Below are 24,574 nucleotides of genomic sequence, written 5' to 3' on the forward strand. Positions count from 1 at the left end.
GCACCGGCATTGACCGGTCCAACCAGCACGGAAGATAACAACACCTTGGAGGAGTCACCATGAAACGTCTGTCAAGCCAGCTCGGCTGGGCTGCGCTATCGATTTTCGGCGCCTGCGCGCTCGGCTACATCGCGCTCAAGCGCGGCGAAGCCATCAATGCAATCTGGATCGTCGCCGCGGCCGTCTGCGTGTACCTGATCGCCTACCGCTTCTACAGTCAGTTCATCGCCGACAAGGTGCTCGGGCTCGATCCGCGGCGCCAGACCCCGGCCGAGAAGTTCAACGATGGCCTCGACTACGTTCCCACCAATAAATATGTGCTGTTCGGCCACCATTTCGCGGCGATTGCCGGGGCCGGCCCCCTGGTCGGCCCGGTGCTGGCCGCGCAGATGGGCTACCTGCCCGGCATGATGTGGATCCTGGCCGGCGTGGTGCTAACCGGCGCGGTGCAGGACTTCATCATCCTGTTCATCTCGACGCGCCGCGACGGCCGCTCGCTGGGCGACCTGATCAAATCGGAACTGGGCGACATTCCGGGCGTCATCGCCCTGCTCGGCACCTTCATGATCATGGTCATCATTCTCGCGGTGCTGGCGCTGATCGTGGTCAAGGCCCTGACCGGCTCGCCGTGGGGCAGCTTCACCGTCATGGCCACCATTCCGATCGCCCTGTTCATGGGCGTGTATTCGCGCTTCGTGCGGGTGGGACGGATCGGTGAAGTGTCGCTGATCGGCTTCGTGCTGCTGATGCTGGCCATTATCGGCGGCCAATACGTGCAGGAACACGCCGTGCTCGGGCCGATGTTCACCTTCACCGGCACCGAACTGACCTGGATGCTGATCGGCTACGGTTTTGTCGCTTCCGTGATTCCCGTGTGGCTGCTGCTGGCGCCGCGCGACTACCTGTCGACCTTCCTGAAGATCGGCACCATCGTCGGCCTGGCGATCGGCATCCTGATCGTCGCACCCGACCTCAAAATGCCGGCCGTGACCAAATTCATCGACGGCAGCGGCCCGGTCTGGTCGGGCAGCCTGTTCCCCTTCCTGTTCATTACCATCGCCTGCGGCGCGGTGTCGGGCTTCCATGCGCTCATTTCCTCGGGCACCACGCCGAAGATGATCGAAAACGAACAGCACGCGCGCTTCATCGGCTATGGCGCGATGCTGATGGAATCGTTCGTCGCCATCATGGCGCTGGTGGCCGCCTCGACCATCGAGCCGGGCATCTACTTCGCCATGAACAGCCCGGCCGCCCTCCTGGGCACGACAGCCGAATCGGCGGCGGCGGCGGTGACGCAGATGGGCTTTTATATCACGCCCGAGATGCTGACCCAGACCGCGCAAGACGTCGGCGAGAGCAGCATCATCTCGCGCGCCGGCGGAGCGCCGACCCTGGCGGTGGGCATGGCCAACATCTTGTCGAACGTCATCGGCGGCAAGACCATGATGGCCTTCTGGTACCACTTCGCGATCCTGTTCGAAGCGCTGTTCATCCTCACGGCGGTGGACGCCGGCACCCGCGCCGGGCGCTTCATGCTGCAGGACTTGCTGGGCACCTTCGCCCCCTCGCTCAAGCGCACCGAATCGATTCCGGCCAACCTGATTGCCACGTCCCTGTGCGTGGCGGCCTGGGGCTACTTCCTGTACCAGGGCGTGGTCGATCCGCTGGGCGGCATCAACACCTTGTGGCCGCTGTTCGGCATCGCCAACCAGATGCTGGCCGGCATTGCCCTGATCCTCGCCACCTGCGTGCTGTTCAAGATGAAGCGCGCCAAATACGCGTGGGTGACCATGGTGCCGACCGCCTGGCTGCTGGCCTGCACCCTGACCGCTGGCTGGCAAAAGATTTTCCACGACAACGTGCGCATCGGTTTCGTGGCGCACGCACAGAAATTCCAGGCCGCGATCGACCAGGGCGTGGTGCTGGCGCCCGCCAAGTCGATGGCGCAGATGCACCAGATCGTGTTCAACGATTACCTCGATGCGTCGCTGGCGGGCTTTTTCATGTTCGTGGTGCTGTCGGTGCTGGTGTTCGGGGCGCGCACGGTGTTCAAGGCGCGCGCCGAAGCCGCGCCGAGTTCGATGGAAACCCCGTTCGTCGCCAGCGCGGCCAGTCCGGCATGAGCATGTTCGGCAACCTGGCGGACGCCGGGCGCGGGCTGGCCCAGGCCGGCCGCTATCTCGGGCAAAGCATGCGCCTGATGGTGGGCTTGCCCGAGTACGACACCTACGTGGCGCACATGGAGGCGACCCATCCGGGCCAGCCGATGATGAGCTACGAGGCGTTTTTCCGGGAGCGCCAGGAAGCGCGCTACGGCGGCGCGGGCAAGCGCGGCGGGTGTTGCTGAGCGGTTTACGGAAAAGGGGAACGCTGCGGCGTCCCTTTTTCTATCGTCCTTGTTCATACTGCATTCGGACTGGACTATCATGGCGGTCGCCAGTACGCTCCCATCTGGATACAGGACAGTATAAACATGAAGATATTGCCCCATTACAAAGAAGACGAGGGTGCCAAGTGCTCCCACTCAATTAGTTTAAGAGATAACATGGGCGTGTTGAGCAAAGAGGAAGCGAAAACGGTCGCTGCCTACATGGAGTCCTGTACGGTCATCGGTGAATGGCTGAGCAATGTCAAAGACCCTATGACGAATGAGATGTCGATCCCTTCCAGAACATGGTCCGATGGGGTCTATGTCTGGGATTCGTCCCACATTCATCATGTGAAAAAATACCGTGCGCGTCTACCGGCTGATTTTTTGGCGCACGTCAGAATGAGGCTGGACATCGGGTTCGATACCGAGACGCTCGTGAAAGACGCGCTGCGCACCGAATTTGAACTGATGTTAAATAGTTTAGCTAACGGGGATGCGTCCTGCTACGCATCCTACTGATTCGTCACGCATGGCGCTACCTGATCGGTTCAGGATAGAAGCCGCAGCCGCATTCCTTGTCATTACCTTTCCGTTCACCCATAATTTACCTGCAGAATTGCGTAAAATACAACGCAGCTAATACAACATGGATCTGGAACGCACTGATGGTCATTATCTCGGGTAGAAAAAACGTGTATCGCAAGCTCGGCTATGTTGCCGACTTCTGTCCCATCTGCAGGTCGGCGCAAGCGTTCCTGGTCAGGCGGATCGGCCGCGCCAGCCATGTGTATTTCATCTCGGTCGGCAAGGGCGAGCTGGCCGGCTTCGAGCGGATCTGCCAATCGTGCCTGACGCCGCTGAAGACGGAGTCGACAACGTACAAACAGATCTTGAAAGAAACCGCTCCCCTGCCTGAACTGCAGGCCAGCACGTTTCCCAACCTCGAACAGGTGTGGCAGGAACAACTGGCGCTGGAAGCGCGGATCAGCAACGCGCTCGCGTACTTCCCCCCCACCGAAAGAAGTGAATTGATCCTGAAGCCCTTCCTGTTGCTGGCGCCGACGGTGGAACGATGCTACAACTCGGTCGTGATGGACAAGCAAGCCAGCTACACCCTCCTGGGCAGCGTGCTTGCCACCGTGGCCGGCTGGGCCGCCACCGCCGCACTGTTTCCGGGATCCGGTTACAAGGTTGGGCTCGGCATCTTCGTGATCGGCTATGCGCTGTCGCTCTGGCAAATCCTGGCGGCAAAAACCCGCCGTGTGACGCGCGAGGTGGTCCCGGCCATTGCCAAGAGCCTGCGTCCGCTGGCGCCGAGCGACAGCGAACTGCAAGCCGCTTTCGCCGCAGTGCGCGACGCCGGCTACATGATGGGAACCAAGCTCAAGCTGCCGGAATTGCAGGCACTGCTGAAGTAGCCATCGCGCCTATGCCGGCGCGTCGGCGTCGCTCGCCGCAAATTGGCGAAATGCATCGCGCACATGATCGCGCAGCAACTGCTTATCCCAAGGCTTCGTATAGTAGCGCAGGACGGCGCCGCAATTGACCGCTTCGATGATCGACGCCAGATCGCTTTGCCCCGACAACACGATGCGGAACGTCTTCGGATAGAGCTCCTTGACCTTGTCGAGGAAATCCGTGCCGCTCATCAACGGCATGCACTGGTCGCACAGGATCACCTGCACCTCGTTCAAGGCGAGCATGTCGAAGCCTTCGGCGGCCGAGCCTGCGCACAGGATGCGGTAGCCGTCGCAGCCGAACAGGTTGCTGAGCACTTCGAGCATGAAGGGATCGTCGTCGATGATTAACAGCGTCTTGCCGGCCTGGACGGCGTCCGTCGGCGGGCCGAGCACGTTACTTTGCAACAAAAATGCGCTGACCTGCTCGGTTGGCAGGGGACGGCTGACATAGTAGCCCTGGATCTGGTCGCAGCGATGGCGGCGCAGGTAGTTGAGCTGGGCGGCCGTCTCGACGCCTTCGGCGATCACCTCGAGCTTGAGACTGCTGGCCATGCTGATGATGGCCAGTACGATGGCCGCGTCATCGGGATTGTTGGTGACCTCGCGGATGAAGGCGATATCGATCTTGAGTTTATCGATGGGGAAGCGGCGCAGGTAAGCCAGGCTGGAGTAGCCGGTGCCGAAATCGTCGATGGAAATCTGCACCCCATGTTGTTTCAGCCGGCACAAGATGTCGGCAGTGCGCTCCGTATTGGCCATCAGGGACGTTTCGGTCAGCTCCAGCTCCAGCAAGTGCGGTGGAATGGCGTACCTGGCCAGCCCGGCGATGACGTCCGCGTCCAGGTCGCCTTCGAGAAATTGTCGTCCGGAGACGTTGACCGAGACCTGGACCGGGCCTGCCGGCGAATGCAACCACACGCCGATCTGTTTGCATGCCTGCGCCAGCACCCAGCTGCCCACCTGCACGATCATGCCCGTCTCTTCCAGGACCGAGATGAATTCATTGGGCGGAACCATGCCGTACCCGGGACGGTCCCAGCGCAGCAGCGCTTCCAGGCCCGCCACGCGGCCGCTGTTGACGTGCACCTTGGGCTGGTAGTACAACACGAATTGCTCGTGCTCGATCGCCTGCCGCAGCGCCTTCTCGAGCTTGAGGCGGGCCAGCACGTCGGCATTCATCTGGGCCGTGAAAAAGCGGTAGGTGTCGCGCCCGGCATGCTTGGCCTCGTACATCGCCGTATCGGCATACTTGATCAAGGTGGCCGGATCGGACGAATCGACCGGATGGAGCGTGATGCCGATGCTGGCCGTCATGCTCAGTTCGTGCCCGTGCAGCACGAAGGGCGCGCGCAATGCGTCGCGAATCTTGTCGGCGATCACGACCGCGTCCTGCTGGCTTTCCTGCATGATCAGGATCAGCGCAAATTCATCCCCGCCCAGGCGGCCGACAGTGTCGCGCACGCGCACGCATTCGACCAGCCTGTTGCTGAACTGTACCAGCAGCTCATCGCCGACCGCATGCCCGAGCGTGTCGTTGACCGTCTTGAAATTGTCGAGGTCGATGAACATGACCGCCACCAGCGAGCCGATGTCGCGCGCCAGCGCCACGGTGCGCTGCAGCGATTCGTAAAACAGGGTGCGGTTGGGCAGGCCCGTCAGCGGATCGTGGTGCGCCAGATGGGTCAGGCGCTGCTGCGCTTGCTTGCGCTCGGTGATGTCGCGCACCACGATCACGATGGTCCAATCATTTCCGGAGCGCATGGCCTGGCTGTTCACTTCCACTTGCACGGTCACGCCATCGCTGCGCTTCATCTGCATTTCCTGCTGGTCGCGTTTGAGGCCGCCAGCGATGAGGGCATCGTATTGATGTTCCAGCTTGGTATCGCTGGCGTCGATCAGGTCGGCCATGCCCGTGCCCAGCAGCTCCTCGCGCGTGTAAGCGAGCAAGGTGCAGGCGGTTTCGTTCACCTCGGTAAAGCGCATGCTGGCGCGGCTGAGCAGCATGATGGCGTCGGCGGTGGCGTCCATGGCGGTGCGAAAGCGCTGCAGGTCCGCCGTGCGCGCCTGCACCTGGCGCTCCAGGTTGGCGCTATGGTCCTGCAGGTCGCCATAGGCCTTCAGGCGCAGCAGGTTGCGCACCCTGAGCCACAGTTCGGCGCGGTCGACCGGCTTGGTCAGGAAGTCTTCGGCGCCGGCGTCGAGCCCGGCCAGGCGCGCGGTGCGTTCCAGGTGCGCGGTGACCATGATGATGGGAATATTCGCCGTGGCCGGGTTCGCCTTGAGGATGCTGGCCACTTGATAACCATCCATGCCCGGCATGGTAATGTCGAGCAGGATCAGGTCCGGCGCCTCCTCGCCGATGGCGGCCAGCGCCTCCTCGCCGCTGGCCGCGCTCGTGGTGCTGTATCCTTCCGGACGCAACAGGACCGCCAGCAGGCGCCGGTTCTGGGCTTCGTCGTCGACGATCAGGATGGTGGGAGCGCGCAGGTTCATGCCGCCGCTCCCTGGGGCAGCAAGGCATCGATGGCGGCGTACAATTCCTGGTAGCGCAGCGGCTTGGCGATGTAGGCGTCGCAGCCGGCGCTCTCGCTTTTCTCGCGGTCTTCCTTCATCGCCATGGCGGTCAGGGCGATCACGGGGATGGCGCTGGTGGCGGGATCCTGTTTCAGCAGTGCGGTCGCCGCCAGCCCGTCCATGCCCGGCAACTGGATATCCATCAGGATCAGGTCCGGGCGGTCGGTACGCGCCATCGTCAGGCCGCTTTCGGCGTCGAGCGCGCACAGCACGGCGTGCCCGGCATGGCGCAGCAGCAGCGAGGCCAGCTTCATGTTGGCGGCGTTGTCTTCAATGACAAGGATGGTTGCCATGCTCAGCCCTCCCCCGTGGCCGACGGGCGCAGGGTGGCGCCATGCAGGGCGGCGCGCGCTCCCGGCAGCGCCGTGCGCAGCGGCAGCCAGACGGCGAAGCGCGAGCCCTCGCCGGCGGCGCTGGCCACGGCCACCGTGCCGCCCTGGAGCTCGGCCAACTGTTTGACCATCGCCAGGCCCAGGCCGGTTCCTTCGAATTTACGCGCCAGGCTGCTGTCGATCTGGCTGAAGGCCTGGAACAGCTTGGCCATGTCCGGCTCCGAGATGCCGATGCCGCCATCGCTCACGCACAACTCCAGAAAGTCGTTGAACTCGTTTTGGGCAAGCGCAAACCCGTGCACCGGCCAGTTGCCGGCCAAATGACCGACGGCGCTGCGCGGCACGCGGCGCGCGTGCAAGGTGACCGCGCCCCCGTGGCCGCTGAATTTGACCGCGTTCGAGAGCAGGTTGTAGACAATCTGCTTGGTCTTGCGGATGTCCAGTTGCGGCGTGCCCAGGTCGGCGCCGATTTCCAGGGTCAGCGCGATTTCCTGCGCCGCGGCCTTTTCGCGCACGATGGTCAGGCTGTTCGGCAGCAGAACCTGCAAGTCCACCAGCTCCAGTTCGAGCGCCATCATGCCCGCTTCGACTTTCGACAGGTCGAGGATGTCGTTGATCAGCGAGAGCAAGTGTTGGCCGCTGCTGAAGATATCGCCGATGCATTCGTTTTGCAGGGCGCTGGTCTCGCCCAGCAAACCATCTTTCAGCGCTTCGGAAAAGCCGATGATCGCGTTGAGCGGCGTACGCAACTCGTGCGACATGGTGGCCAGGAATTCGGACTTCATACGGCTGGCGCGCTCGAGCTCGATGTTTTTCACTTCCAGCGTATGCTCGAAGCGCTTGCGTTCGGTGACGTCGCGCGCGGCGGCGAACACGCCCTGCAACTTGCGGTCGCGGTCGTGGAAGGTGGCGGCGTTGTACGACACCACCGTTTCGACGCCATTGAGGGCGCGCACCGTCAGTTCGTAATCGGTCACCTTGTTTTCCTGGAGCACGCGCTTGATGGCGGCGTCGGCCTGGCTCTGGTCGGTAAAGAACTTCTTGCTTGGTGCACCGAACAATTCATCGCGGGTGCGCCCGGTGAGCGCAACCATCTGCTGGTTCACGTCTGAAATGATGCCTTGCGGATCAGTCATCATCAGGGCGTCGAGATTCGACTCGATCAGCGAACGGGTATAGAACTGCTGGTCGCGCAGGCGCTGGTCGAGCAGGGCCTGGGCCGCCTCGACCTGCTTGCGGGCGGTATTGTCGGTGCCGATCAGCAAGTAACCGATGATCTCGTCCTGGGCGTCGCGCAGCGCGGTGACCGACACGATCGCCGGAAAGCGGCTGCCGTCCTTGCGCACATAGGTCAGCTCGTAAATGTCTTCGATGCCGCGCGAGGCCTTGAACACCAGCGCCTCGAAACCGGGCGTGATCGGCGTTTCCAGTTCCATGCTGAGCGCCTTGGCGCGCGCAATCACTTCCTGGGGATCGGAAATGTCGGCCGGGGTGATCGTGTTCATCACTTCCAGCGCCGTGTACCCCAGCATGCGCTCGGCGCCGACATTGAAGATCTGGATCACGCCCTTGGCGTCGGTGGCGATGCTCGAGAAATTGGCGCTGTTGAAAATGGCGCTTTGCAGCGCGCCCGCCTTGAGCAGTGCTTCTTCGGCCCGCTTGCGCGCGGTATTGTCGGTGCCGATCAGCAGGTAGCCGATGATGGCGTTCTGGTCGTCGCGCAAGGCCGTTACCGACACCACGGCCGGAAAGCGGCTGCCATCCTTGCGGAAGTAAGTCAGTTCGTAAATGTCTTCGATGCCGCGCGAAGCCTTGAACACCAGCGCCTCGAAGCCGGGGGTGATCGCCGTGTCGAGCTCCACGCTGAGCGCCTTGGCGCGCGCGATCACTTCGAGCGGGTCCGAAATGTCGGCCGGCGTGATCCGGTTGACGACATCGAGCGCGGTATAGCCGAGCATGCGCTCGGCGCCGACATTGAAGATCTGGATCACGCCTTTTTCGTCGGTGGCGATGCTGGAAAAATAGGCGCTGTTAAAAATGGCGTCCTGCAGGGCGCCGGTCTTGAGCAAGCTTTCCTGGCGCCGGAACTCGGTATTCCCGTCCGGGCCTGAACAGTGCTCGGCAGCACCCACGCCAATACCAAAACCAGTCGTATGCATGGTCGCTTTCGGGGGAACAGCTGGCCGCCGGGTTCAATGGATACCGGACCGGTGGCTGGCGGGAGACAAGTCGGTCCAACTATAACAGGGACGCCGCCGGATTCGACAAAGATGAAGCGATAAAGCAACAGTCGTGTTTTTTGTTCAGCGGGTTTGCCCGACCCCGGCAAACGGAAAGGAACAGCTGTTTGTTTGACACTGTCGCTTTTTTTGACAGCGTCCTGTCACGTTTGTGCCTTATCAAGGTCGGGCCGGATCAATCCCCGTATATTTTTCCTGCGGGACATATTTCCCGGACATTGAACTCTTTCTGCCGGGTCGTCCCATCATGCTGAACTTCGAACGCTCAAGCCTGAACAAAAAACTGACGATCATCTCGTTCCTGTCGACCGGCACCGCCCTGTTCTTCGTCTTCATCGCCTTCGCCGTCACGTCCGTGCTCAGCCACCGCAAGGATGAAGGCATGCAACTGTCCTCGTTCGCCGGCGTGATCGGCACCAACAGCGTCGACGCGCTCATGTTCAACGACCGCGACCAGGCCAGCGCCACCTTGTCGGCGCTCAAGGCCAAGGTCGAAATCTCGAGCGCGGTCTTGTTCGACCGTAAAGGCAAGCTGTTTGCCCGCTACGTGCGCAACGGCCAGGCCGAGCCGGAACCGAGCGCGCCCGAAATGAACCTGGACGAAGACGTGCTGGCCGAAGCGAGCCGCCAGGGCAGCCGCTTCTGGTCCAGCCGCATGCGCCTGTACCGCCCCGTGATCAACGCCAACTACCAGGTCGGCATCGTGATGATCGAAGCCGACCTGACCCTGATGTGGCTCGACATCCTGAAAAGCCTGGGCATCATCGCCTGCGCCATGGGGGGCTCGCTGCTGATGTCGCTGATGCTGGCGAGCCGCTTCAAGGCCAGCATCGCCGACCCGGTCGCCAAGCTCATCAACGCCGCGCAAAAGGTCTCGGCCAGCCAGAACTACAACCTGCGCATCGCGCACGAACGCACCGACGAGATGGGTTCGCTGATCGACAGTTTCAACGCCATGCTGGCCCAGATCGAAGGACGCGGCGCCGCCCTCACCCACCATCGCGACGAGCTCGAACGCCAGGTCAGCGTGCGCACCGAACAGCTGGAAAAGGCCAAGAACGCGGCCGAAGCGGCCAGCCGCGCCAAGAGCGCCTTCCTGGCCACCATGAGCCACGAAATCCGCACCCCCATGAATGGCGTGCTCGGCATGACCGAGATGCTGCTCAGCACGTCGCTGAACGATACCCAGCGCAACTACACCAAGCTGGTCAAGCGTTCCGGCGAGCACCTGTTAGTGATCATCAACGACATTCTCGACTTTTCCAAGATCGAGGCCGGCAAGCTGTCGATCGAGTACATCAATTTCAACCTGTGGGACTTGCTCGATGACATCAACACCATCTACACCCCGCAAGCGCAAGCGAAAGGCATCGCGCTCGACTTTGCGATCGCCAACGATATCCCGATCGCCATCTGCGGCGACCCCAACCGCCTGCGCCAGATCATGGCCAACCTGATCGGCAACGCGCTCAAGTTTACCGAGCGCGGCCAGATCCTGGCCAAGGTCGATGTCGAAACCGAAGACGGCGCCAGCGTCGGCCTGCGCTTCGAGGTGCACGACACCGGCATCGGCGTCTCGCGCGAGGCGCGCAGCCGGATCTTCGACGCCTTTTCGCAAGCCGACAGTTCGACCACGCGCAAGTACGGCGGCACCGGCCTGGGCCTGGCCATCTCGCGCCAGCTGGTCGAACTCATGGGCGGCAAGATCGGGGTCGACAATGCATCGCCGCATGGCTCGATCTTCTGGTTCACGGTCAGCTTCGACAAGCGCCGGGTCGACCCGAACATGCTCGACGCCAGCCTGCGCATGACCGAAGGCATGCGCGTGCTGATCGTCGACGAGCAGGCCGCCAGCCGCGCCAGCCTCGAACGCCAGCTGGCCGAATGGCAGGTGGCCAGCGACAGCGCCGTATCGGCGGCGGACGCGGTCGACCGCCTGCTGGAGGCGGCGCGCGCCGGGCGGCCGTACGAAGTGGCGATCATCGACATGGACCTCGAGCGCACCAGCGGCCTGTCGCTGGCGGCCGGCATCAAGGGCGACCCGGCCACCAGCGCCACCCGCATCATGCTCATCAGCGACAACCGCCTGGCGGCCGATCCGGTGCAGCGGCGCGACGCCGGCGTGGCCTACCAGTTGATCAAACCGGCGCGCGCGGCCGATCTGTTCGAATGCATCATGACGCGCCCGCGCGGCAAGCCGGCCAGCGCGCTGGCGGCGCCCCCCGTGGCGCGCGCCCCGGCCGCGCCGGCGGGGCGCAAGCTGCGCCGCCAGCGCGTGCTGCTGGCCGAAGACAATCCGGTCAACGTCGAAGTGGCGACCGCCATGCTCGACTCGCTCGGCCTGGGCGTGTACTGCGCCCGCAACGGCGCCGAAGCGCTGGCCGCCGCCCGCACCGACGGCTACGACGTGGTGCTGATGGATTGCCAGATGCCGGTCATGGATGGCTTTGCGGCCACCGCCGAAATCCGCCGCCACGAACGCGAATGCGGACGCGCGCGCACCTTGCCGATCATTGCGATTACCGCCAACGCGCTGCAGGGCGACCAGGAAGCGTGCCTGGCGGCCGGGATGGACGACTACCTGAGCAAACCGTTCACGCAGCAGGAACTGGCCACCGTGCTCGGACGCTGGATCACCCTGCCGCTGCCCGGCAGCGCCCATCACGACGAGCGTCCCGCGCCGCCACCGGCCGCACCGGTCGCACCGGCCCGGACGGCGCCGGCGGCGCTGGTGGCGCCCGCGCACGGCGCCGTGCTGCGCGAAGGCGCGGTGCAGCGCGACGTCATCAACCGTCACGCGCTCGAAAACATCCGGGCGCTGAGCAAGGAGCGCGGCGACGCGCTGGTGCAGCGCGTCATCGCCGCTTACGTCGGCGACACGCCGCAGCACCTCAACACGCTGCGCCAGGCCATTGCCGGAGTCGATCCCGGCAACCTGCGCAAGATCGCGCACAGTCTCAAGTCGAGCAGCGCCAACGTCGGCGCCGAGACGCTGGCGCAGATGTGCAAAGACATGGAAACGCTGGGCCGCACCGATACCACCGAAGGCGCGTCCGGCATTCTTACCGACATGGAGCGGGAATTCAAGGCCGTGTGCCACTCGCTGCATGCCCTCCTAGAGAAGGAACACTGAAAATGGCTGCTACCCCAATCAAACGCGGCGTCGTCCTGGTGGCGGACGACGATCCGGTCATGCGCCTGCTGATGCTCGAAATGCTCGGCCAGGTCGGGCTGGACGCGATCGAAGCGGAGGACGGCCTGCAAGCGCTGGCCCTCTACCAGAGCATGGCGCCGGACCTGATCCTGCTCGACGTCGACATGCCGAACATGGACGGCTTTTCGGCCTGCCGCGAGATCCGCCGCATCGAGACCGGCGCGCCGGTGCCGATCATCATGGTCACCGGCGGCGACGACATCGAAGCGGTGACCAACGCCTACGAGGCCGGCGCCACAGATTTCGTATCGAAGCCGATCAACTGGCCGATCCTCGGGCACCGCGTGCTGTACGTGCTGCGCGCCAGCGACGCCATCGTGCGCCTGCGCATCGCCGACGCCCACAACCGCGCGGTGCTGGCGGCCATTCCGGATACCTTTTTCCGGCTTGGCAAGGACGGCGTCTATCTCGACTACGAACAAGGCCACGACGCCTCGGCGGCGATTCCGGCGGAGCTGTGCGTGGGCAAGCACATCACCGAAGTGCTCCCGCGCGACATCGCCGAGCGCCTGCTCGAACAGATGCACTGCGTGCTCGATACCCAGCACGTGCGCTCGGTCGAATATGAACTGGTCAGCTTCGGCATGGTGCAGCACTTCGAAGCGCGCCTGGTCGCCACCGGTCCGGACGAAGTGCTTGGCCTGGTGCGCGACATCAGCGAACGGCGCCGCACCGAAGAACAGATCCGCCGCCTGGCCTACTGCGACAGCCTGACCGGCATTCCGAACCGCCAGGCTTTCCTCGAAACGCTGGAGCGCGAACTGCACCGCTCCAAGGTCGGCAAGAAGAAGTTCGCGGTGCTGTTCATGGACCTGGACGCCTTCAAGCGCATCAACGACACCCTGGGCCACAACGTGGGCGACCATCTGCTCAAGATCGTCTCGGAGCGGCTGCGCGAAACCATCCGCCCGAGCGACCTGGTCTCGCGCGGGGACCAGTCGCATAACCTGGCGCGCCTGGGCGGCGACGAATTCACGATCCTCATTCCCGACCTGGAACGGGTCGAGAACGCGCTCAATGTGGCGCACCGGGTCAAGGAGGCGATGCGGCGGCCCTTCCTGATCGAAGGGCACGAGATATTTGTCACGGCCAGCATCGGCATTTCGCTGTTCCCGGAAGACGGCGACGATTGCGATTCGCTGCTCAAGTTCGCCGACACCGCCATGTACCACGCCAAGAACTGCGGCAAGAACAACGCCAAGTTGTACAGTTCCTCGCTGACGATGCAGATCATGAGCCACGTGAAGCTGGAAGTGGGCCTGCGCAAGGCGCTGCGCAACGAAGAACTGTACTTGCTGTACCAGCCGCAGATCGACGTGCGTTCGTCGGAGATCGTGGGCGTCGAAGCGCTGGTGCGCTGGCGCCATCCGGAACGCGGCATCATCTCGCCGACCGAATTCATTCCGCTGGCCGAGGAAACCGGTTTGATCGTGCCGATCGGCGAATGGGTGCTGCGCACCGCCTGCAACCAGGCCAAGGCATGGCAAAAAGCGACCGGGCAGTCGATCCGGATGGCGGTCAATTTATCGGCCAAGCAGTTCAAGGATGAAAACCTGACCCAGATCGTGCTGTCGGCATTGCACGACTCGGGGCTCGATCCGAAGATGCTCGAACTCGAACTGACCGAAGGCACGCTGATGGACGACGCCAAGGCGACCATGGCGACGCTCGAACAACTGCGCGGCATTGGCGTGTATCTGTCGATCGACGATTTCGGGACCGGATACTCGTCGATGAATTACCTCAAGCGCTTCGATGTGCGGGCGCTCAAGATCGACAAGAGTTTTATCTGCGGGTTGCCGCAGGATTCGGAAAACGCCGCCATCACGCGCGCCATCATCGCCATGGCGCATGGCTTGAAGATGGTGGTGGTGGCCGAGGGGGTGGAGACCGATGAACAGCTGGTGCTGCTCGAAGAATACGGGTGCGACCTGGTGCAGGGGTTTTACCTGGGGCACCCGTCGCCGCATGAATCGATTACGCTGATGCTCAACAAGGCGGGGGCGGGGACGACGGCGGGGCTCATTTGAACGTCAGCGTGTGCCTGGCCGCTCCCGGCAGCAACGGCGTCGGTGTCCCGGCCACCCACTCGGCGTGTCCATCCATGAAATACGGCGACAGCGGATGCCCGCTCTGCCCACCCGGCATATTGAACACCCCCTGCTCTTCCTTCCCCGGCGACACCGTCAGGCGCTGCGACTGCCCGAAATTTTTCCCCGACACGCGCGGCATGTTGGCGTCGCCCGGCAGCATATCGGCCGGTGCGCTCAGCCAGCGCGCCAGCAACGGCGCCGCCGCGGCAATCGGATGCGCAATCGCGGCCGTATTGCGCTCGCCCCAGGTCGCTTTTTCCAACGGCACGCCATCGGCCGCCAGGTCCGCAATCACCCGGTCGATCGCCGCCAGCTGCACCGACTGCCAGCTCGCATGCCCCGGCGGCAGCCAGGCCGCCGGCTGCTCGTCCAACAGGCGCGCGAGCACCTCCGGCCAGCGCGAGGTGGCCAGCGCCATGGTCGACTTGGGATGGAGCTCCGCCAGGTCGCCATTGACACCGTCGAACAGCACGTCGCCCAGCGCCCACATGAAATGGCGCGCCAGCCGGTAGCCGCTCGACTCCACGCTGGCGCGCCCGCTCCAGCCCTTGTTCAACAGGTCGAGGAACTGCGCGCGCTGCGGCTTGCCCTGCAACGCTGGCGCATCGAGCGCCTTGATGGCGCGCGCGCGCCACGATGCCACGAACAGCGCGCGGTCGTCGAGCGCCACGCCGTACACGCCCGCCACGTCGGTCTTTGGCCCGAGCGCGGCCAGCGCATCGCGGATCTGGCGGTTGCGCGCGCCGATATCGAAGCCGCCGTCGCCAAGGATCTGCGCACCGACGCCATTTAACTGGCGCGCATTCGCGGTCGAGAGCTGGCCGCCGGGCGGATTGACCACGCGCGGATAATCGCTCGGCGCCAGCGCGCCGTCGAAGCTGGCCTGGCCGCCATCGACCAGCAGCGGAAAGGTGGCGCCGCTGCCGCCCTGGCTGCGGCGCGGCAGCGCGCCGGAGATGGTCCAGCCGATATTGCCCTTGTCGTCGCCGCCCACGAAATTCTGCGACGGGATGCCGATGGTGGCCGCAATCGCCAGCGCTTCATCGAGCGTATCAGCCGTCTCGAGCCGGATCGGATTGAGGTTGAGCGAGGCCGGCGCATGCGCCAGCCAGTGGATGGCGTACGGCTTGCCGTCGGTCTCGCGCACCGGCCCGAGCGAGGTTTCGTGCACCGTCATGCGCTCGGCGGGCGCGCCCTTGACCAGGATGGTTTCGACCACGGCCGCCGGTTTTTCCCAGCCGGCCGGGGTGCGCACCTGGCCCGGGCGCTGCGCGTCCTGGCCCAGCATCACCAGGTCGAGCAGGTCGGCGTAGCTGTTGGTGTAGCCCCAGGCCACGCGCCCGTTGCTGCCGGCGATGATGACCGGCGGCGCGCCCGGCAGGGTCACGCCGACGATGCGCCTTGGCGCGCCTTTGGCGTCCGGGTACTGGATCGCCATGCGGTACCAGGTGTTGGGCAGCGACAGGCCCAGGTGCATGTCGTCGGAGACAATGGCCGCGCCATCGTTGCTGCGGCTGCCGGCCACGGCCCAGTTGTTGCTGCCGACCGAATCGATGAAGTCGGCCGAGGCTATTTTCTGCGCATCGTTCTTGCGCGCCCTGCCCCACCATGCCGGCGGCGTGGGCGGGATCGGCGCCGGCGTGAAGTCGACGCCGGCGGCGTCGAGCGGGGCGTCCCATTTGCTGGCGTCGGGCAGCAGGAAGGCCAGTTGCGCGGCGTCGCTGTGCTCGCGCAGCCAGCCGCGCGTCAGTTCGCGCGGTTCGACCGTGCCTTGCAGGTCGAAGTACATGGCGCATACCACCAGCAGCGAGTCGTCGGCGCTCCAGGGACGCGGCTTGACCCCGAGCAGGGCGTATTCGAAGGGGTTGGCGCCGAGCGAATGGAGCCCGGCGTTGACGCCCGCCACGTAGCGATCGAGCAGCAGGCGGTCGGCCGGATTGAGCAGCTTGAGCGAGGCGGCCACGCGCGCGCGGAAGCGGTGCAGGCGGTTGGCGCGGTCGCGCGGCAAGGCGCGCGCGCCGAACAGTTCGGCCAGCTCGCCGGCGCCCACGCGGCGCAGCAGGTCCATCTGGAAGAAGCGTTCCTGCGCATGCACGAAGCCGGTGGCGTAGGCCACGTCGGCGCGGCGCTCGCCGCTGATCAGCGGCACGCCATGCTGGTCGCGCGCGACCGTTACCGGGGCCGACAGCCCGGGCGCCTGGACGTCGCCATCGAGCCGGGCCAGGCTGGCGCGCAGGTACAGCCACACGGCGAGCGCGGCCAGCACCAGCAGGACAAGAGGGCCGACCAGCAGCCGCAACGACCAGACTTTGATTCCATGCGTACGCATAACTCTCCCCGAATTGATTTCGCAAAGCATCTTGCCAGAAAAATCATGATCGGCGCAAACATTGTTGACGCCCGTCGTCGATACGAGACTAGAACAACTAAGAGGTTCCCCGGAGCGGTTTGATATGGATCACACCCCTGCCCTGCCGCCCTCTTAAGCTAGATCAAGGAGATTCACGACCGCGCGCAAAACGGTCGCGCACAAAGGAGATTTCGATGCATAAGTTGATGTCGGTGTGCATGGGCGCGCTGCTGCTGGCGGGCTGCGCCACGCCACAGCAAAGGGCCGCCGCGGCGCAGGCGGAGATGGAACGCACCATGGTGGTGTACGGGCCGGCGTGCTCGAAGCTGGGCTATCCGTCCAACTCCGATACCTGGCGCAATTGCGTGTTGCAGCTTAGCGCGCGCGACGATCTGCAGCGCTATGGCTATCCGCACTACTATGGGGCGCTGGGGCGCTCGCACTGGTCGCTGGGCGGGTATTGGGGGCCGTACTGGTAACGCCAGGCCACGCTGGGCCATTGACTGGCGAAGCCGGCCTTGGTCAGCGCCACGCGCGTTTGCAGCAGGTGCGCGATGAGTGCTTGCGCGTGGCGCAGTAGTGCGGGATGGCGGGCGTCGCGCGGGTGCAGGGCCAGGCGCACCAGCGGCGCGTCGCGCAGCAGCCAGGCGAGCATCCAAGCGGCGGGCGGGGAGACGATGCGGCCGGTGCGGTTGCGCGCGGCGTACACGAGGGAGGGGGAGAGTAAGGCCTCGGGACGAGGCGGTATCGGCGCGGCGAACTTGGGTTCCCGCCTGCGCGGGAACGACGGTTTTGAGGACTGCGGCATAAGCTGGCGTTGCAGCTGCGCGGATTGATGCAGACCGGACTCTTGCGGTTCGCGTTGCTGCGGTACGGACTGCGGCTGCGCGGGCTCCGGGCACGGCTGTGGCTGTGGCTGCGCGGGCTGCGGGCTCGATGGCGGCTGGCCTGACTGCGCCTCCCTCGGCATCAAGCAATGAAAATGACGCCACGTGGTCGTGTAAATGAACGGATAAGCGCGCAGCGCCTCCCAGGCGCCATCGCCAAGCAGCCACGCGGGCGCGACGAAGCCGCTCACGGGCCAGCCGCGCGCGTCGAACCACGCCCGCCCCAGCGCGATGCGGCGGCGCGCCTCGCCCACGTCCAGCGCGGCGAACTCGCCCTCCCCTTCGGTGTAGACCCCGCGCAGGAAACGGCTACGCCAGCCGCTTGAGCGCGCGGCGGTATCGAGGTGGCTGTAGCCATGCAGGGCCAGTTCGTGTCCGTCGGCCAGCAAGCCGTCGAGCGCCGCTTCGAACACCGGCGAACGCGCCTCGCTGCCGTGCCAGCGCGGCACCACCAGCCACGTCAACGCCACGTCCGCGACCTCGCGCACAGCCTGCGACAGGCGCAGGCAGTCGGGCCAGGTGGCCGGCGCCACGTCGTGGATGACGACGCACAGCGCGGCCCGCTGATCCGGTGGCGCGGGTCGGCGCACCGTCTCCGGGCCAGTCCACACGCGATCATGCTCATTCGGTGGCGCAGACACGTTCGGCCTCCAGGTCGGCGCGCGCGCGCGACGCCAGCAAGCCGGCATAGCGGTTCATCAGCTGCGGCATGATGCGGTTCCAGTCGTACTGCTCGCGCGCCTTGCGCGCCGCCGCGCGCGCCATGCCGGCCAGGTCCTGGCCGTAGATCGCTTCGATGCCGGCCGCCAGGCCATCGACGCTGTTCGGCTCAACCACGATGCCGGTGCGCTCGTCGATCAGTTCGGCCACGCTGCCGCCGCGCGTTCCCACCACCGGCAAGCCGCAAGCCATCGCCTCGGGCACGATCAGGCCGAAGGTTTCGCAGTCGCCCGGATGGACCAGCACATCGCAACTGGCCAGCAGGCGCGCCAGCACGCACTGGTCGCGCTGGAATCTGATCACGCTGGTGCGGGCGCAACGCGGCGCCTCGCCTCCGCCGCCGATCAGCAGCAGGTGGTATGGCGGCCCGAGCCTGGCCACCGCATCGCTCAGCACCGCCAGCTTTTTCTCGGCGGTGAAACGGCCGGCGTAGACCAGCAGGCGGGTGTCGGGCGAGACGCCCAGTTCCTGGCGCAGCGATTCGGTGCGACGCTGCGGCGTGAACGTGTTGATGTCGATCCCGAGCGGCTGGTGCACCGCGCCCTGCACGCCGATGGCGGCCAGCTGGTGCACCATCAGCCGGCTTGGCGCGAGCACCAGGTCGAACTGGCGGTACAGGTGCGCCAGGTAGGCGCCGGCGGCGCGCCGCGCGCCCGGGCCGAAGCGTTCGAGCACCAGGCGCTGCAGGTCGGAGTGATAAAAGGCCACCGCCGGCACGCCCAGCCGGCGCCGCACGCGCAAGGCCGCCCATGCGGCGTGGAAGGCGTCGCCCGCTTCGATCAGGTCGGGCTGCAGGCCGAGCATCAGGCGCGCAGGCGCCCCGACCGTGCGCGGCACGCGAAAGCCGTGCATGCCCGGAACAGCCAGGGCCGGCACGCGCCGCAAGGCGGGCGGGCCGGCGCGGTTGTCGACGTTGGTGCTGAGGATGGTGTGGCGCACGCGGCTGCGCCGCGCCAGCCAGGCGGCCTTGGCGTTGAGATAGGTGCTCACGCCGCCGCCTTCCGCGGCATAAAACATGGTGATATCGACGAGGTGCATGCTGGTGGGCTCAGTTGGGAGAGCCCACCATAGCAGTGAAAAAGACGGGAAGTTTGAGCGCACGCAAACGGACGGTGCGCAAGGTAGGGATGCGCTTGCGGACGCGCCCTTACAGCACCTGAGCTTGCCTCAAGGCGGCAATCGCGTCCGCATCGTAGCCGAGGCTGGCAAGAACTTCATCGGTGTGCTGGCCCAGCGTCGGCCCGAGCCAGCGGGTCTGGCCGGGCGTGGCCGACAGCTTGGGCGTGATGGCCGGCAGCTTGACCGGCGTGCCATCGCTGAAATGGTGCTGCTCGAACATCTCGCGCGCGAGAAATTGCGGGTCGCTCATCATGTCGCGCACCGAGTAGATCTTGCCGGCCGGGACATCGGCCGCCTTCAGGGTCGCCAGCGCGCTGTCGATGCTTTGCGTGGCGCACCAGGCTTGAATGGCCTCGTCGATCTCGGCGCTGCGCGGCACGCGCCCGTCGTTGCGCGCCAGTTGCGCGTCGCCCGCCATGTCGATGCGGCCCATGGCCAGCATCAGGCGCTTGAAAATGGCGTCGCCATTGCCGGCGATGACGATGTTCTCGCCGTCGCCGGTGGTGTAGGTATTCGATGGCACGATGCCCGGCAGCGCGCCGCCGGTGCGCTCGCGCACCACGCCGGCGTGGTCGAACTCGGGCACCAGCGACTCCATCAGGTTGAACACGGCTTCGTACAGGGCCACATCGACCATCTGCCCTTCGCCGGCCACGCGCCCGCCGGTGGCGTCGCGGTGGCGCAGCGCCATCATGGCGCCGATCACGCCGTGCAAAGCGGCCACCGAGTCGCCGATCGACACGCCCACCCGCACCGGCGGGCGGTCGGCGTGGCCCGACACGTAACGCAGCCCGCCCATCGACTCGCCGATGGCGCCGAAGCCCGGCTGGTCTTTCATCGGCCCGGTCTGGCCGAAGCCGGACAGGCGCACCATGATCGCGGCCGGGTTGAGGGCCTTGATCGCTTCATACCCGATGCCCCATTTTTCGAGCACGCCGGGGCGGTAGTTTTCGATGATGATGTCCGCTTCCAGCGCCAGTTGGCGGGCGATGGCGCGGCCGCGTTCATCTTTCATGTTGAGGGTGATGCTTTTCTTGTTGCGCGACTGGACCGACCACCACAGCGAGGTGCCGTCCTTGAGGATGCGCCACTGGCGGATCGGGTCGCCGCCGTCGGGCGCTTCGACCTTGATCACGTCGGCGCCGAATTCGGCCAGCATGCGCGCGCAGAACGGACCGGCGATCAAGGTGCCCAGTTCGAGCACCTTGACGCCGGCCAGCGCGCCGGTTTTGGAAGCCGCCGCCGTCATCAGGTACTGCGCCGGTCCAGCATCGCGCGCGCGATGGTGCCGGGATCGACGTATTCGAGTTCGCCGCCGACCGGCACGCCGCGCGCGAGGCGGCTGACCTTCAGGCCGCGCGCCTTGAGCATCTCGCTGATGTAGTGCGCGGTCGCTTCGCCCTCGTTGGTGAAGTTGGTCGCCAGGACCACTTCGCCAACCACGCCGTCGGCCGCGCGCACCAGCAGTTTTTCGAGATGGATGTCCTTGGGGCCGATGCCGTCGAGCGGCGACAGGCGGCCCATGAGGATGAAGTAGCGGCCCTTGTAGGTCAGGGTCTGCTCGATCATCATCTGGTCGGCCGGGGTTTCGACCACGCACAGCAAGGCGCTGTCGCGTTGCTCGTCGAGGCACAGGTCGCACACCTCGGTTTCGGAGAAGGTGTTACAGAGCGCGCAGTGATGCACCGCGTCGACTGCCTGGTACAGCGCGCGCGAGAGCATGGCTGCGCCCTCGCGGTCGTGCTGCAGCAGGTGGAAAGCCATGCGTTGCGCCGACTTCGGGCCGACGCCGGGCAAGCGGCGCAGCGCTTCGGTCAGGAAGTCGAGCGATTTGGACATGTGGGTGGACTATGCCTCAGAAAGGCATCTTGAAGCCGGGCGGCAGCTGCATGCCGGCCGACAGGCCACCGAGTTTTTCGGCGGACGTTGCTTCCGCCTTGCGCACGGCGTCGTTGAAGGCGGCGGCGACCAGGTCTTCCAGCATGTCCTTGTCGTCGGCCAGCAGCGACGGGTCGATGGTGACGCGCTTGACGTCATTCTTGCACGTCATGACGATCTTCACGAGGCCGGCGCCGGACTGGCCTTCGACTTCGACGGTCGCCAACTGCTCCTGCGCCTTCTTCATGTTGTCCTGCATGGCTTGCGCCTGTTTCATCAAGCCTGCGAGCTGGTTCTTCATCATGGTGGTTCTCCGAAAATTTGAGGAATTAGAAAATAGGGGGTTCGGTTCACGCCGGCGCGCTTGGGGCGGGACGCACCGAGCCGGGCACGATGAACGCGCCAAGGTCGCGCATCACGTCCTTGACGAAAGGATCGTTGGCCACGGTTTCCTCGGCCACGCGCTGGCACTCTTCGCGGTACGCGATCGCTTCGGCGCTGGCGGTGTACCACACCGGCCCGATGTCGATCTCGAGGTGGATCTTGGTATTGGCAAAGCGCTCCTGCAGCGCCGTGCACAGTTTTTCGGTATTGCCGCTGGCGCGCAGGGTGTCGATCGGCACGCGCAGGCTGAAGGTGGTGACCTTAGCGTCGACCACGCACGACACCAGTTCCGTTTGCAGCGCCAGTTGCTGCGACACGCCGCGCAGCACCAGGCCGGCGGCCAGGGCGGGCCAGTTGCCGTCCCAGTCGAGGTCGGGAACCGGGGTGATGACGTAGGCGGGGCGCGGCCGCGCGGGAGCGCGTGCGGCCGCTGCCGGCGGCGCTTCTTGCGCGACGGCGGTGTCGTCGGAAAATTCGGTGACCCACGACGGCGGCTCGCCGTCATCCTGCATGTCGGGATAGTGCGCTTCGGGCAGCGGCGGCGCGGGCGGTGGCGCCGGCATGGGCTGCGGCGCGGCGGCTTGGGGTTCGCCCTGCTCCCACGGCGGCGGCTTCGGTGCGGGTGCGGGCTCGGGCTCCGCTGCGGGAGCCGGCGGCGCGGAGGCGGCGGCGCTGGCGGCGGCCTGGTTCGACATCGCCGTCGGACGGCGCGGCGGCGAGTTTTGCCCACGGCTGGCCGAACGCGCCGCTTCGAGGGCGGCATTAATCGCCGCGCGCGCCGAATTCATGGCCGGTACGCTGGCCGGCGGCGCCGCTTGTTGTACAGGCGCGGGCGGCGCGGCTTGTTGTACGGGCGCTGGCGGCATGCGCGGCGGCGGCGCGCTCACGGCGGCATGGCTGGCGACCGGAGCCGACGCGGCTCGCGCAGGCGCGGCGGCAGCCGCTGCTGCAGCTGCCCGCGCGGGCGCCGGCGAACGGGCGGCGGACGAACCGCCCGGCGGCGCGCCCTCGCCGCCACCGTTACCGGGGCGGAAAGCGAGCATGCGCAGCAAGGTCATGGTAAAGCCCGCGTATTCGTCGGGCGCCAGGCCAATCTCGTTGCGGCCGTGGACCACGATCTGGTAATACAGCTGCACTTCCTGGGCGTCGAAGGCTTGTGCCAGGCGCAGGATGTCGGCCAGTTCGGGCAGGTCTTCGGGCACGGCGGACGGCACGCTTTGCGCCAGCGCGATCCGGTGCAGCAAGGTGCCCAGGTCCTGCAAGGCGCCGTTGTACGACAGGCTGCGGCTGGCCATTTCATCGGCCACCGCCATCAGGTCGGCGCCGTCCTGCGCGAGCAGCGCGTCGAGCAGGCGCACCAGGTAAGTCTGGTCGAGCGCGCCGAGCATGCCTTGCACCGCGTCGAGCGTGACTTCGCCGGCCGCGTAGGCAATGGCCTGGTCGGTCAGCGAGAGCGCGTCGCGCATCGAGCCGTGCGCGCCCTGGGCCAGGAGGCGCAATGCGGGCTGCTCGAAGCTGATGCCTTCCTGGCCAAGGATGTTATCGAGGTGGCTGATGATATGCCCCGGCGGCATCTGCTTGAGGTTGAACTGCAGGCAGCGCGAGAGCACGGTGACGGGAATTTTTTGCGGATCGGTGGTCGCCAGGATGAACTTGACGTGCTCGGGCGGCTCTTCGAGCGTCTTCAACATGGAGTTGAAGGCGTGGTTGGTCAGCATGTGCACCTCGTCGATCATGTAGACCTTGAAGCGCGCGTTCGACGGGGCGTAGACGGCCTGCTCCAACAGCTGGGCCATTTCGTCGACGCCGCGGTTGGAAGCGGCGTCCATCTCTATATAGTCGACGAAGCGGCCGGCGTCGATCGCGGTGCACGCATCGCACACGCCGCAGGGGTTGGCGGTGATGCCGCCGTTGCCGTCAGGGCCGATGCAGTTGAGCGACTTGGCCAGGATGCGCGACAGGGTCGTCTTGCCGACACCGCGCGTGCCGGTGAACAGATAAGCGTGGTGCAGGCGGCCGGTTTGCAGCGCGTGCGTCAAGGCGCGCACCACGTGCTCCTGGCCGACGAGCGTGTCGAAATTCTTGGGACGGTATTTGCGGGCGAGGACTTGATAGGACATGCTGAATTTTACCGTAGATAGCGAACGCGGGGGCTTCCCGCTGCCCGAAAAGGCAATTGTAGCAAGAGCGCGCGCGAATGCGAAACCGCCGCTTGTGCAAGCGCTGATTTACAAAGGAATTGGGGAGTGGCAACCGAGGTACGGCGGTCTGGAAGATCGAAAGAGGCGAGCCTGATCTGCGGCACTTATGGTTAACGGCCGTGGCTGCTTCGTTCCCGACCTGACCAGGTTAGCCATGCCACAATGCGCAGGGGCCCGCCAGCGACAATTATAACCGACCGGAACGATTTGTGGGAAACAGCTTGCACGCCCCTACGCTGGCAGCCCGAGCACCTGCATGTCTTGCTGCAACGAAGCGCTCATGGCAGGGAGCGTGGCGGCGGAGGTGAGGACGATTTCAAAGCCGAAGTCGACCACCACGTTATTGTCCACCTTGCGAAAGCCGTTGACCGCCACCGCGTAGCATCCCGGCGCAACATCGACCCGCTGCCACCCTTGCTCGGGATACCACTCCAGGAACACGGCCAGGTCTGCAATGATGAGCCGCTCCGTCACGCGCAGCGGGAACGACGCGTTTCTTACAACGATCAGTTGATCAGGAATGGCGGACGCTTCCCCGGCCAGGCGCACGATCACGCGGTAGCTGCTGTCGTTAATGCCGATGATGGGCAGCACGATGCCCTGCTCCACCACCCGCTCGCCCTCGTCGGTGCCGGTCAAGCGCGCATACAGGTTCGCGCCTTCCTTGACGCCGCCGTAAAACGCCGCCAGCCCGGCACAGTCGAACAGGACCATGCCGCCAAAGTCGACCACCACGTCCAACTCCTGCATG

The 24,574-nt window shown here is 65.3% G+C and carries 18 protein-coding genes and 1 other RNA gene; 7 read left to right on the forward strand and 12 right to left on the reverse strand.

From position 1 onward, the window contains the following. The first annotated feature begins 59 nt into the window (after nt 1–59). From F2P46_RS08695 to F2P46_RS08710, 4 genes are all read left to right on the forward strand, one after another. Nucleotides 60–2,123 carry a carbon starvation CstA family protein gene (locus F2P46_RS08695; protein WP_166887648.1) on the forward strand — a complete coding sequence of 688 codons (2,064 nt, stop codon included), beginning with the start codon at nt 60–62 and terminating at the stop codon, nt 2,121–2,123. Next, entirely contained in the window at nt 2,120–2,347 is a 228-nt protein-coding gene (locus F2P46_RS08700; RefSeq protein WP_229509174.1) for a YbdD/YjiX family protein, read from the forward strand. The genes F2P46_RS08695 and F2P46_RS08700 overlap by 4 nt, the downstream gene beginning before the upstream one ends. 126 nt (nt 2,348–2,473) lie before the next feature. Continuing rightward, nucleotides 2,474–2,890 carry a hypothetical protein gene (locus F2P46_RS08705; protein ID WP_166887651.1) on the forward strand — a complete coding sequence of 139 codons (417 nt, stop codon included), beginning with the start codon at nt 2,474–2,476 and terminating at the stop codon, nt 2,888–2,890. Between the two features lie 146 nt (nt 2,891–3,036). Continuing rightward, entirely contained in the window at nt 3,037–3,789 is a 753-nt protein-coding gene (locus tag F2P46_RS08710; RefSeq protein ID WP_166887654.1) for a hypothetical protein, read from the forward strand. A gap of 9 nt (nt 3,790–3,798) precedes the next feature. Here the strand turns inward: F2P46_RS08710 and F2P46_RS08715 are convergent, their stop codons facing one another. The 3 genes from F2P46_RS08715 to F2P46_RS08725 are packed head-to-tail and all read right to left on the reverse strand — an operon-like array spanning nt 3,799 to nt 8,896. After that, nucleotides 3,799–6,324, reverse strand: coding sequence for an EAL domain-containing protein (locus F2P46_RS08715; RefSeq protein WP_166887657.1), 2,526 nt, complete (start codon nt 6,322–6,324; stop codon nt 3,799–3,801). Then, nucleotides 6,321–6,698, reverse strand: a complete 378-nt coding sequence (locus tag F2P46_RS08720) for a response regulator (protein WP_166887660.1) — start codon at nt 6,696–6,698, stop codon at nt 6,321–6,323. The genes F2P46_RS08715 and F2P46_RS08720 overlap by 4 nt, the downstream gene beginning before the upstream one ends. Nucleotides 6,699–6,700: 2 nt before the next feature. Further along, the gene (locus tag F2P46_RS08725; RefSeq protein ID WP_208296553.1) at nt 6,701–8,896 is read right to left on the reverse strand and encodes a PAS domain S-box protein; all 2,196 of its coding nucleotides are present in this window, start codon (nt 8,894–8,896) and stop codon (nt 6,701–6,703) included. 328 nt (nt 8,897–9,224) lie between these two features. Between F2P46_RS08725 and F2P46_RS08730 the strand changes: the two genes are divergently transcribed. Both F2P46_RS08730 and F2P46_RS08735 read left to right on the forward strand, forming a co-directional pair. Beyond that, nucleotides 9,225–12,110, forward strand: a complete 2,886-nt coding sequence (locus F2P46_RS08730; RefSeq protein WP_166887662.1) for a response regulator — start codon at nt 9,225–9,227, stop codon at nt 12,108–12,110. A 2-nt stretch (nt 12,111–12,112) separates the two neighbouring features. Further along, nucleotides 12,113–14,221, forward strand: coding sequence for a bifunctional diguanylate cyclase/phosphodiesterase (locus F2P46_RS08735; protein WP_166887664.1), 2,109 nt, complete (start codon nt 12,113–12,115; stop codon nt 14,219–14,221). Here F2P46_RS08735 and F2P46_RS08740 read toward each other — a convergent pair. Further along, complete coding sequence (locus F2P46_RS08740) at nt 14,214–16,613, reverse strand: penicillin acylase family protein (protein WP_166887666.1); 2,400 nt, start codon at nt 16,611–16,613, stop codon at nt 14,214–14,216. The two genes, F2P46_RS08735 and F2P46_RS08740, sit on opposite strands and share 8 nt — an antisense overlap. 215 nt (nt 16,614–16,828) lie before the next feature. Between F2P46_RS08740 and F2P46_RS08745 the strand changes: the two genes are divergently transcribed. Beyond that, nucleotides 16,829–17,113 carry a hypothetical protein gene (locus F2P46_RS08745; protein WP_166887669.1) on the forward strand — a complete coding sequence of 95 codons (285 nt, stop codon included), beginning with the start codon at nt 16,829–16,831 and terminating at the stop codon, nt 17,111–17,113. On the opposite strand, the gene F2P46_RS37565 is transcribed toward F2P46_RS08745, so the two are convergent. The 8 genes from F2P46_RS37565 to F2P46_RS08790 all read right to left on the reverse strand — a co-directional run bounded on the left by F2P46_RS37565 (nt 17,053) and on the right by F2P46_RS08790 (nt 24,573). Further along, on the reverse strand, nt 17,053–18,162 hold the full coding sequence (locus F2P46_RS37565; protein ID WP_368737899.1) for a DUF2334 domain-containing protein: 1,110 nt from the start codon (nt 18,160–18,162) through the stop codon (nt 17,053–17,055). The two genes, F2P46_RS08745 and F2P46_RS37565, sit on opposite strands and share 61 nt — an antisense overlap. Continuing rightward, nucleotides 18,143–19,279, reverse strand: coding sequence for a glycosyltransferase (locus F2P46_RS08760; protein WP_166887672.1), 1,137 nt, complete (start codon nt 19,277–19,279; stop codon nt 18,143–18,145). The genes F2P46_RS37565 and F2P46_RS08760 overlap by 20 nt, the downstream gene beginning before the upstream one ends. A gap of 109 nt (nt 19,280–19,388) precedes the next feature. Continuing rightward, nucleotides 19,389–20,609: a CaiB/BaiF CoA-transferase family protein gene (locus tag F2P46_RS08765; protein ID WP_166887675.1), complete on the reverse strand. Its 1,221-nt coding sequence runs from the start codon at nt 20,607–20,609 to the stop codon at nt 19,389–19,391. Continuing rightward, nucleotides 20,609–21,199, reverse strand: coding sequence for a recombination mediator RecR (recR, locus tag F2P46_RS08770; RefSeq protein ID WP_166887677.1), 591 nt, complete (start codon nt 21,197–21,199; stop codon nt 20,609–20,611). The genes F2P46_RS08765 and recR overlap by 1 nt, the downstream gene beginning before the upstream one ends. A gap of 16 nt (nt 21,200–21,215) precedes the next feature. Next, entirely contained in the window at nt 21,216–21,542 is a 327-nt protein-coding gene (locus F2P46_RS08775) for a YbaB/EbfC family nucleoid-associated protein (protein ID WP_166887680.1), read from the reverse strand. 46 nt (nt 21,543–21,588) lie between these two features. Continuing rightward, complete coding sequence (locus F2P46_RS08780) at nt 21,589–23,742, reverse strand: DNA polymerase III subunit gamma/tau (RefSeq protein WP_166887683.1); 2,154 nt, start codon at nt 23,740–23,742, stop codon at nt 21,589–21,591. A gap of 161 nt (nt 23,743–23,903) precedes the next feature. Continuing rightward, nucleotides 23,904–24,002: signal recognition particle sRNA small type (gene ffs, locus F2P46_RS08785), an RNA gene on the reverse strand. A gap of 52 nt (nt 24,003–24,054) precedes the next feature. Beyond that, nucleotides 24,055–24,573: a hypothetical protein gene (locus F2P46_RS08790; RefSeq protein ID WP_166887686.1), complete on the reverse strand. Its 519-nt coding sequence runs from the start codon at nt 24,571–24,573 to the stop codon at nt 24,055–24,057. Nucleotide 24,574 lies beyond the last annotated feature (1 nt).

This window comes from Massilia sp. CCM 8734, assembly GCF_011682155.1.
In the GTDB taxonomy this organism is placed as follows: Bacteria; Pseudomonadota; Gammaproteobacteria; order Burkholderiales; family Burkholderiaceae_D; genus Telluria_A; species Telluria_A rubra.

What these genes read in the sequence shown, in the direction of transcription:
- F2P46_RS08695 (WP_166887648.1), top strand. Translation starts at nt 60, where the DNA reads ATGAAACGTCTGTCAAGCCAGCTCGGCTGGGCTGCGCTATCGATTTTC.
- F2P46_RS08700 (WP_229509174.1), top strand. Translation starts at nt 2,120, where the DNA reads ATGAGCATGTTCGGCAACCTGGCGGACGCCGGGCGCGGGCTGGCCCAG.
- F2P46_RS08705 (WP_166887651.1), top strand. Translation starts at nt 2,474, where the DNA reads ATGAAGATATTGCCCCATTACAAAGAAGACGAGGGTGCCAAGTGCTCC.
- F2P46_RS08710 (WP_166887654.1), top strand. Translation starts at nt 3,037, where the DNA reads ATGGTCATTATCTCGGGTAGAAAAAACGTGTATCGCAAGCTCGGCTAT.
- F2P46_RS08715 (WP_166887657.1), bottom strand. Translation starts at nt 6,324, where the DNA reads ATGAACCTGCGCGCTCCCACCATCCTGATCGTCGACGACGAAGCCCAG.
- F2P46_RS08720 (WP_166887660.1), bottom strand. Translation starts at nt 6,698, where the DNA reads ATGGCAACCATCCTTGTCATTGAAGACAACGCCGCCAACATGAAGCTG.
- F2P46_RS08725 (WP_208296553.1), bottom strand. Translation starts at nt 8,896, where the DNA reads ATGCATACGACTGGTTTTGGTATTGGCGTGGGTGCTGCCGAGCACTGT.
- F2P46_RS08730 (WP_166887662.1), top strand. Translation starts at nt 9,225, where the DNA reads ATGCTGAACTTCGAACGCTCAAGCCTGAACAAAAAACTGACGATCATC.
- F2P46_RS08735 (WP_166887664.1), top strand. Translation starts at nt 12,113, where the DNA reads ATGGCTGCTACCCCAATCAAACGCGGCGTCGTCCTGGTGGCGGACGAC.
- F2P46_RS08740 (WP_166887666.1), bottom strand. Translation starts at nt 16,613, where the DNA reads ATGCGTACGCATGGAATCAAAGTCTGGTCGTTGCGGCTGCTGGTCGGC.
- F2P46_RS08745 (WP_166887669.1), top strand. Translation starts at nt 16,829, where the DNA reads ATGCATAAGTTGATGTCGGTGTGCATGGGCGCGCTGCTGCTGGCGGGC.
- F2P46_RS08760 (WP_166887672.1), bottom strand. Translation starts at nt 19,279, where the DNA reads ATGCACCTCGTCGATATCACCATGTTTTATGCCGCGGAAGGCGGCGGC.
- F2P46_RS08765 (WP_166887675.1), bottom strand. Translation starts at nt 20,609, where the DNA reads ATGACGGCGGCGGCTTCCAAAACCGGCGCGCTGGCCGGCGTCAAGGTG.
- recR (WP_166887677.1), bottom strand. Translation starts at nt 21,199, where the DNA reads ATGTCCAAATCGCTCGACTTCCTGACCGAAGCGCTGCGCCGCTTGCCC.
- F2P46_RS08775 (WP_166887680.1), bottom strand. Translation starts at nt 21,542, where the DNA reads ATGATGAAGAACCAGCTCGCAGGCTTGATGAAACAGGCGCAAGCCATG.
- F2P46_RS08780 (WP_166887683.1), bottom strand. Translation starts at nt 23,742, where the DNA reads ATGTCCTATCAAGTCCTCGCCCGCAAATACCGTCCCAAGAATTTCGAC.
- F2P46_RS08790 (WP_166887686.1), bottom strand. Translation starts at nt 24,573, where the DNA reads ATGCAGGAGTTGGACGTGGTGGTCGACTTTGGCGGCATGGTCCTGTTC.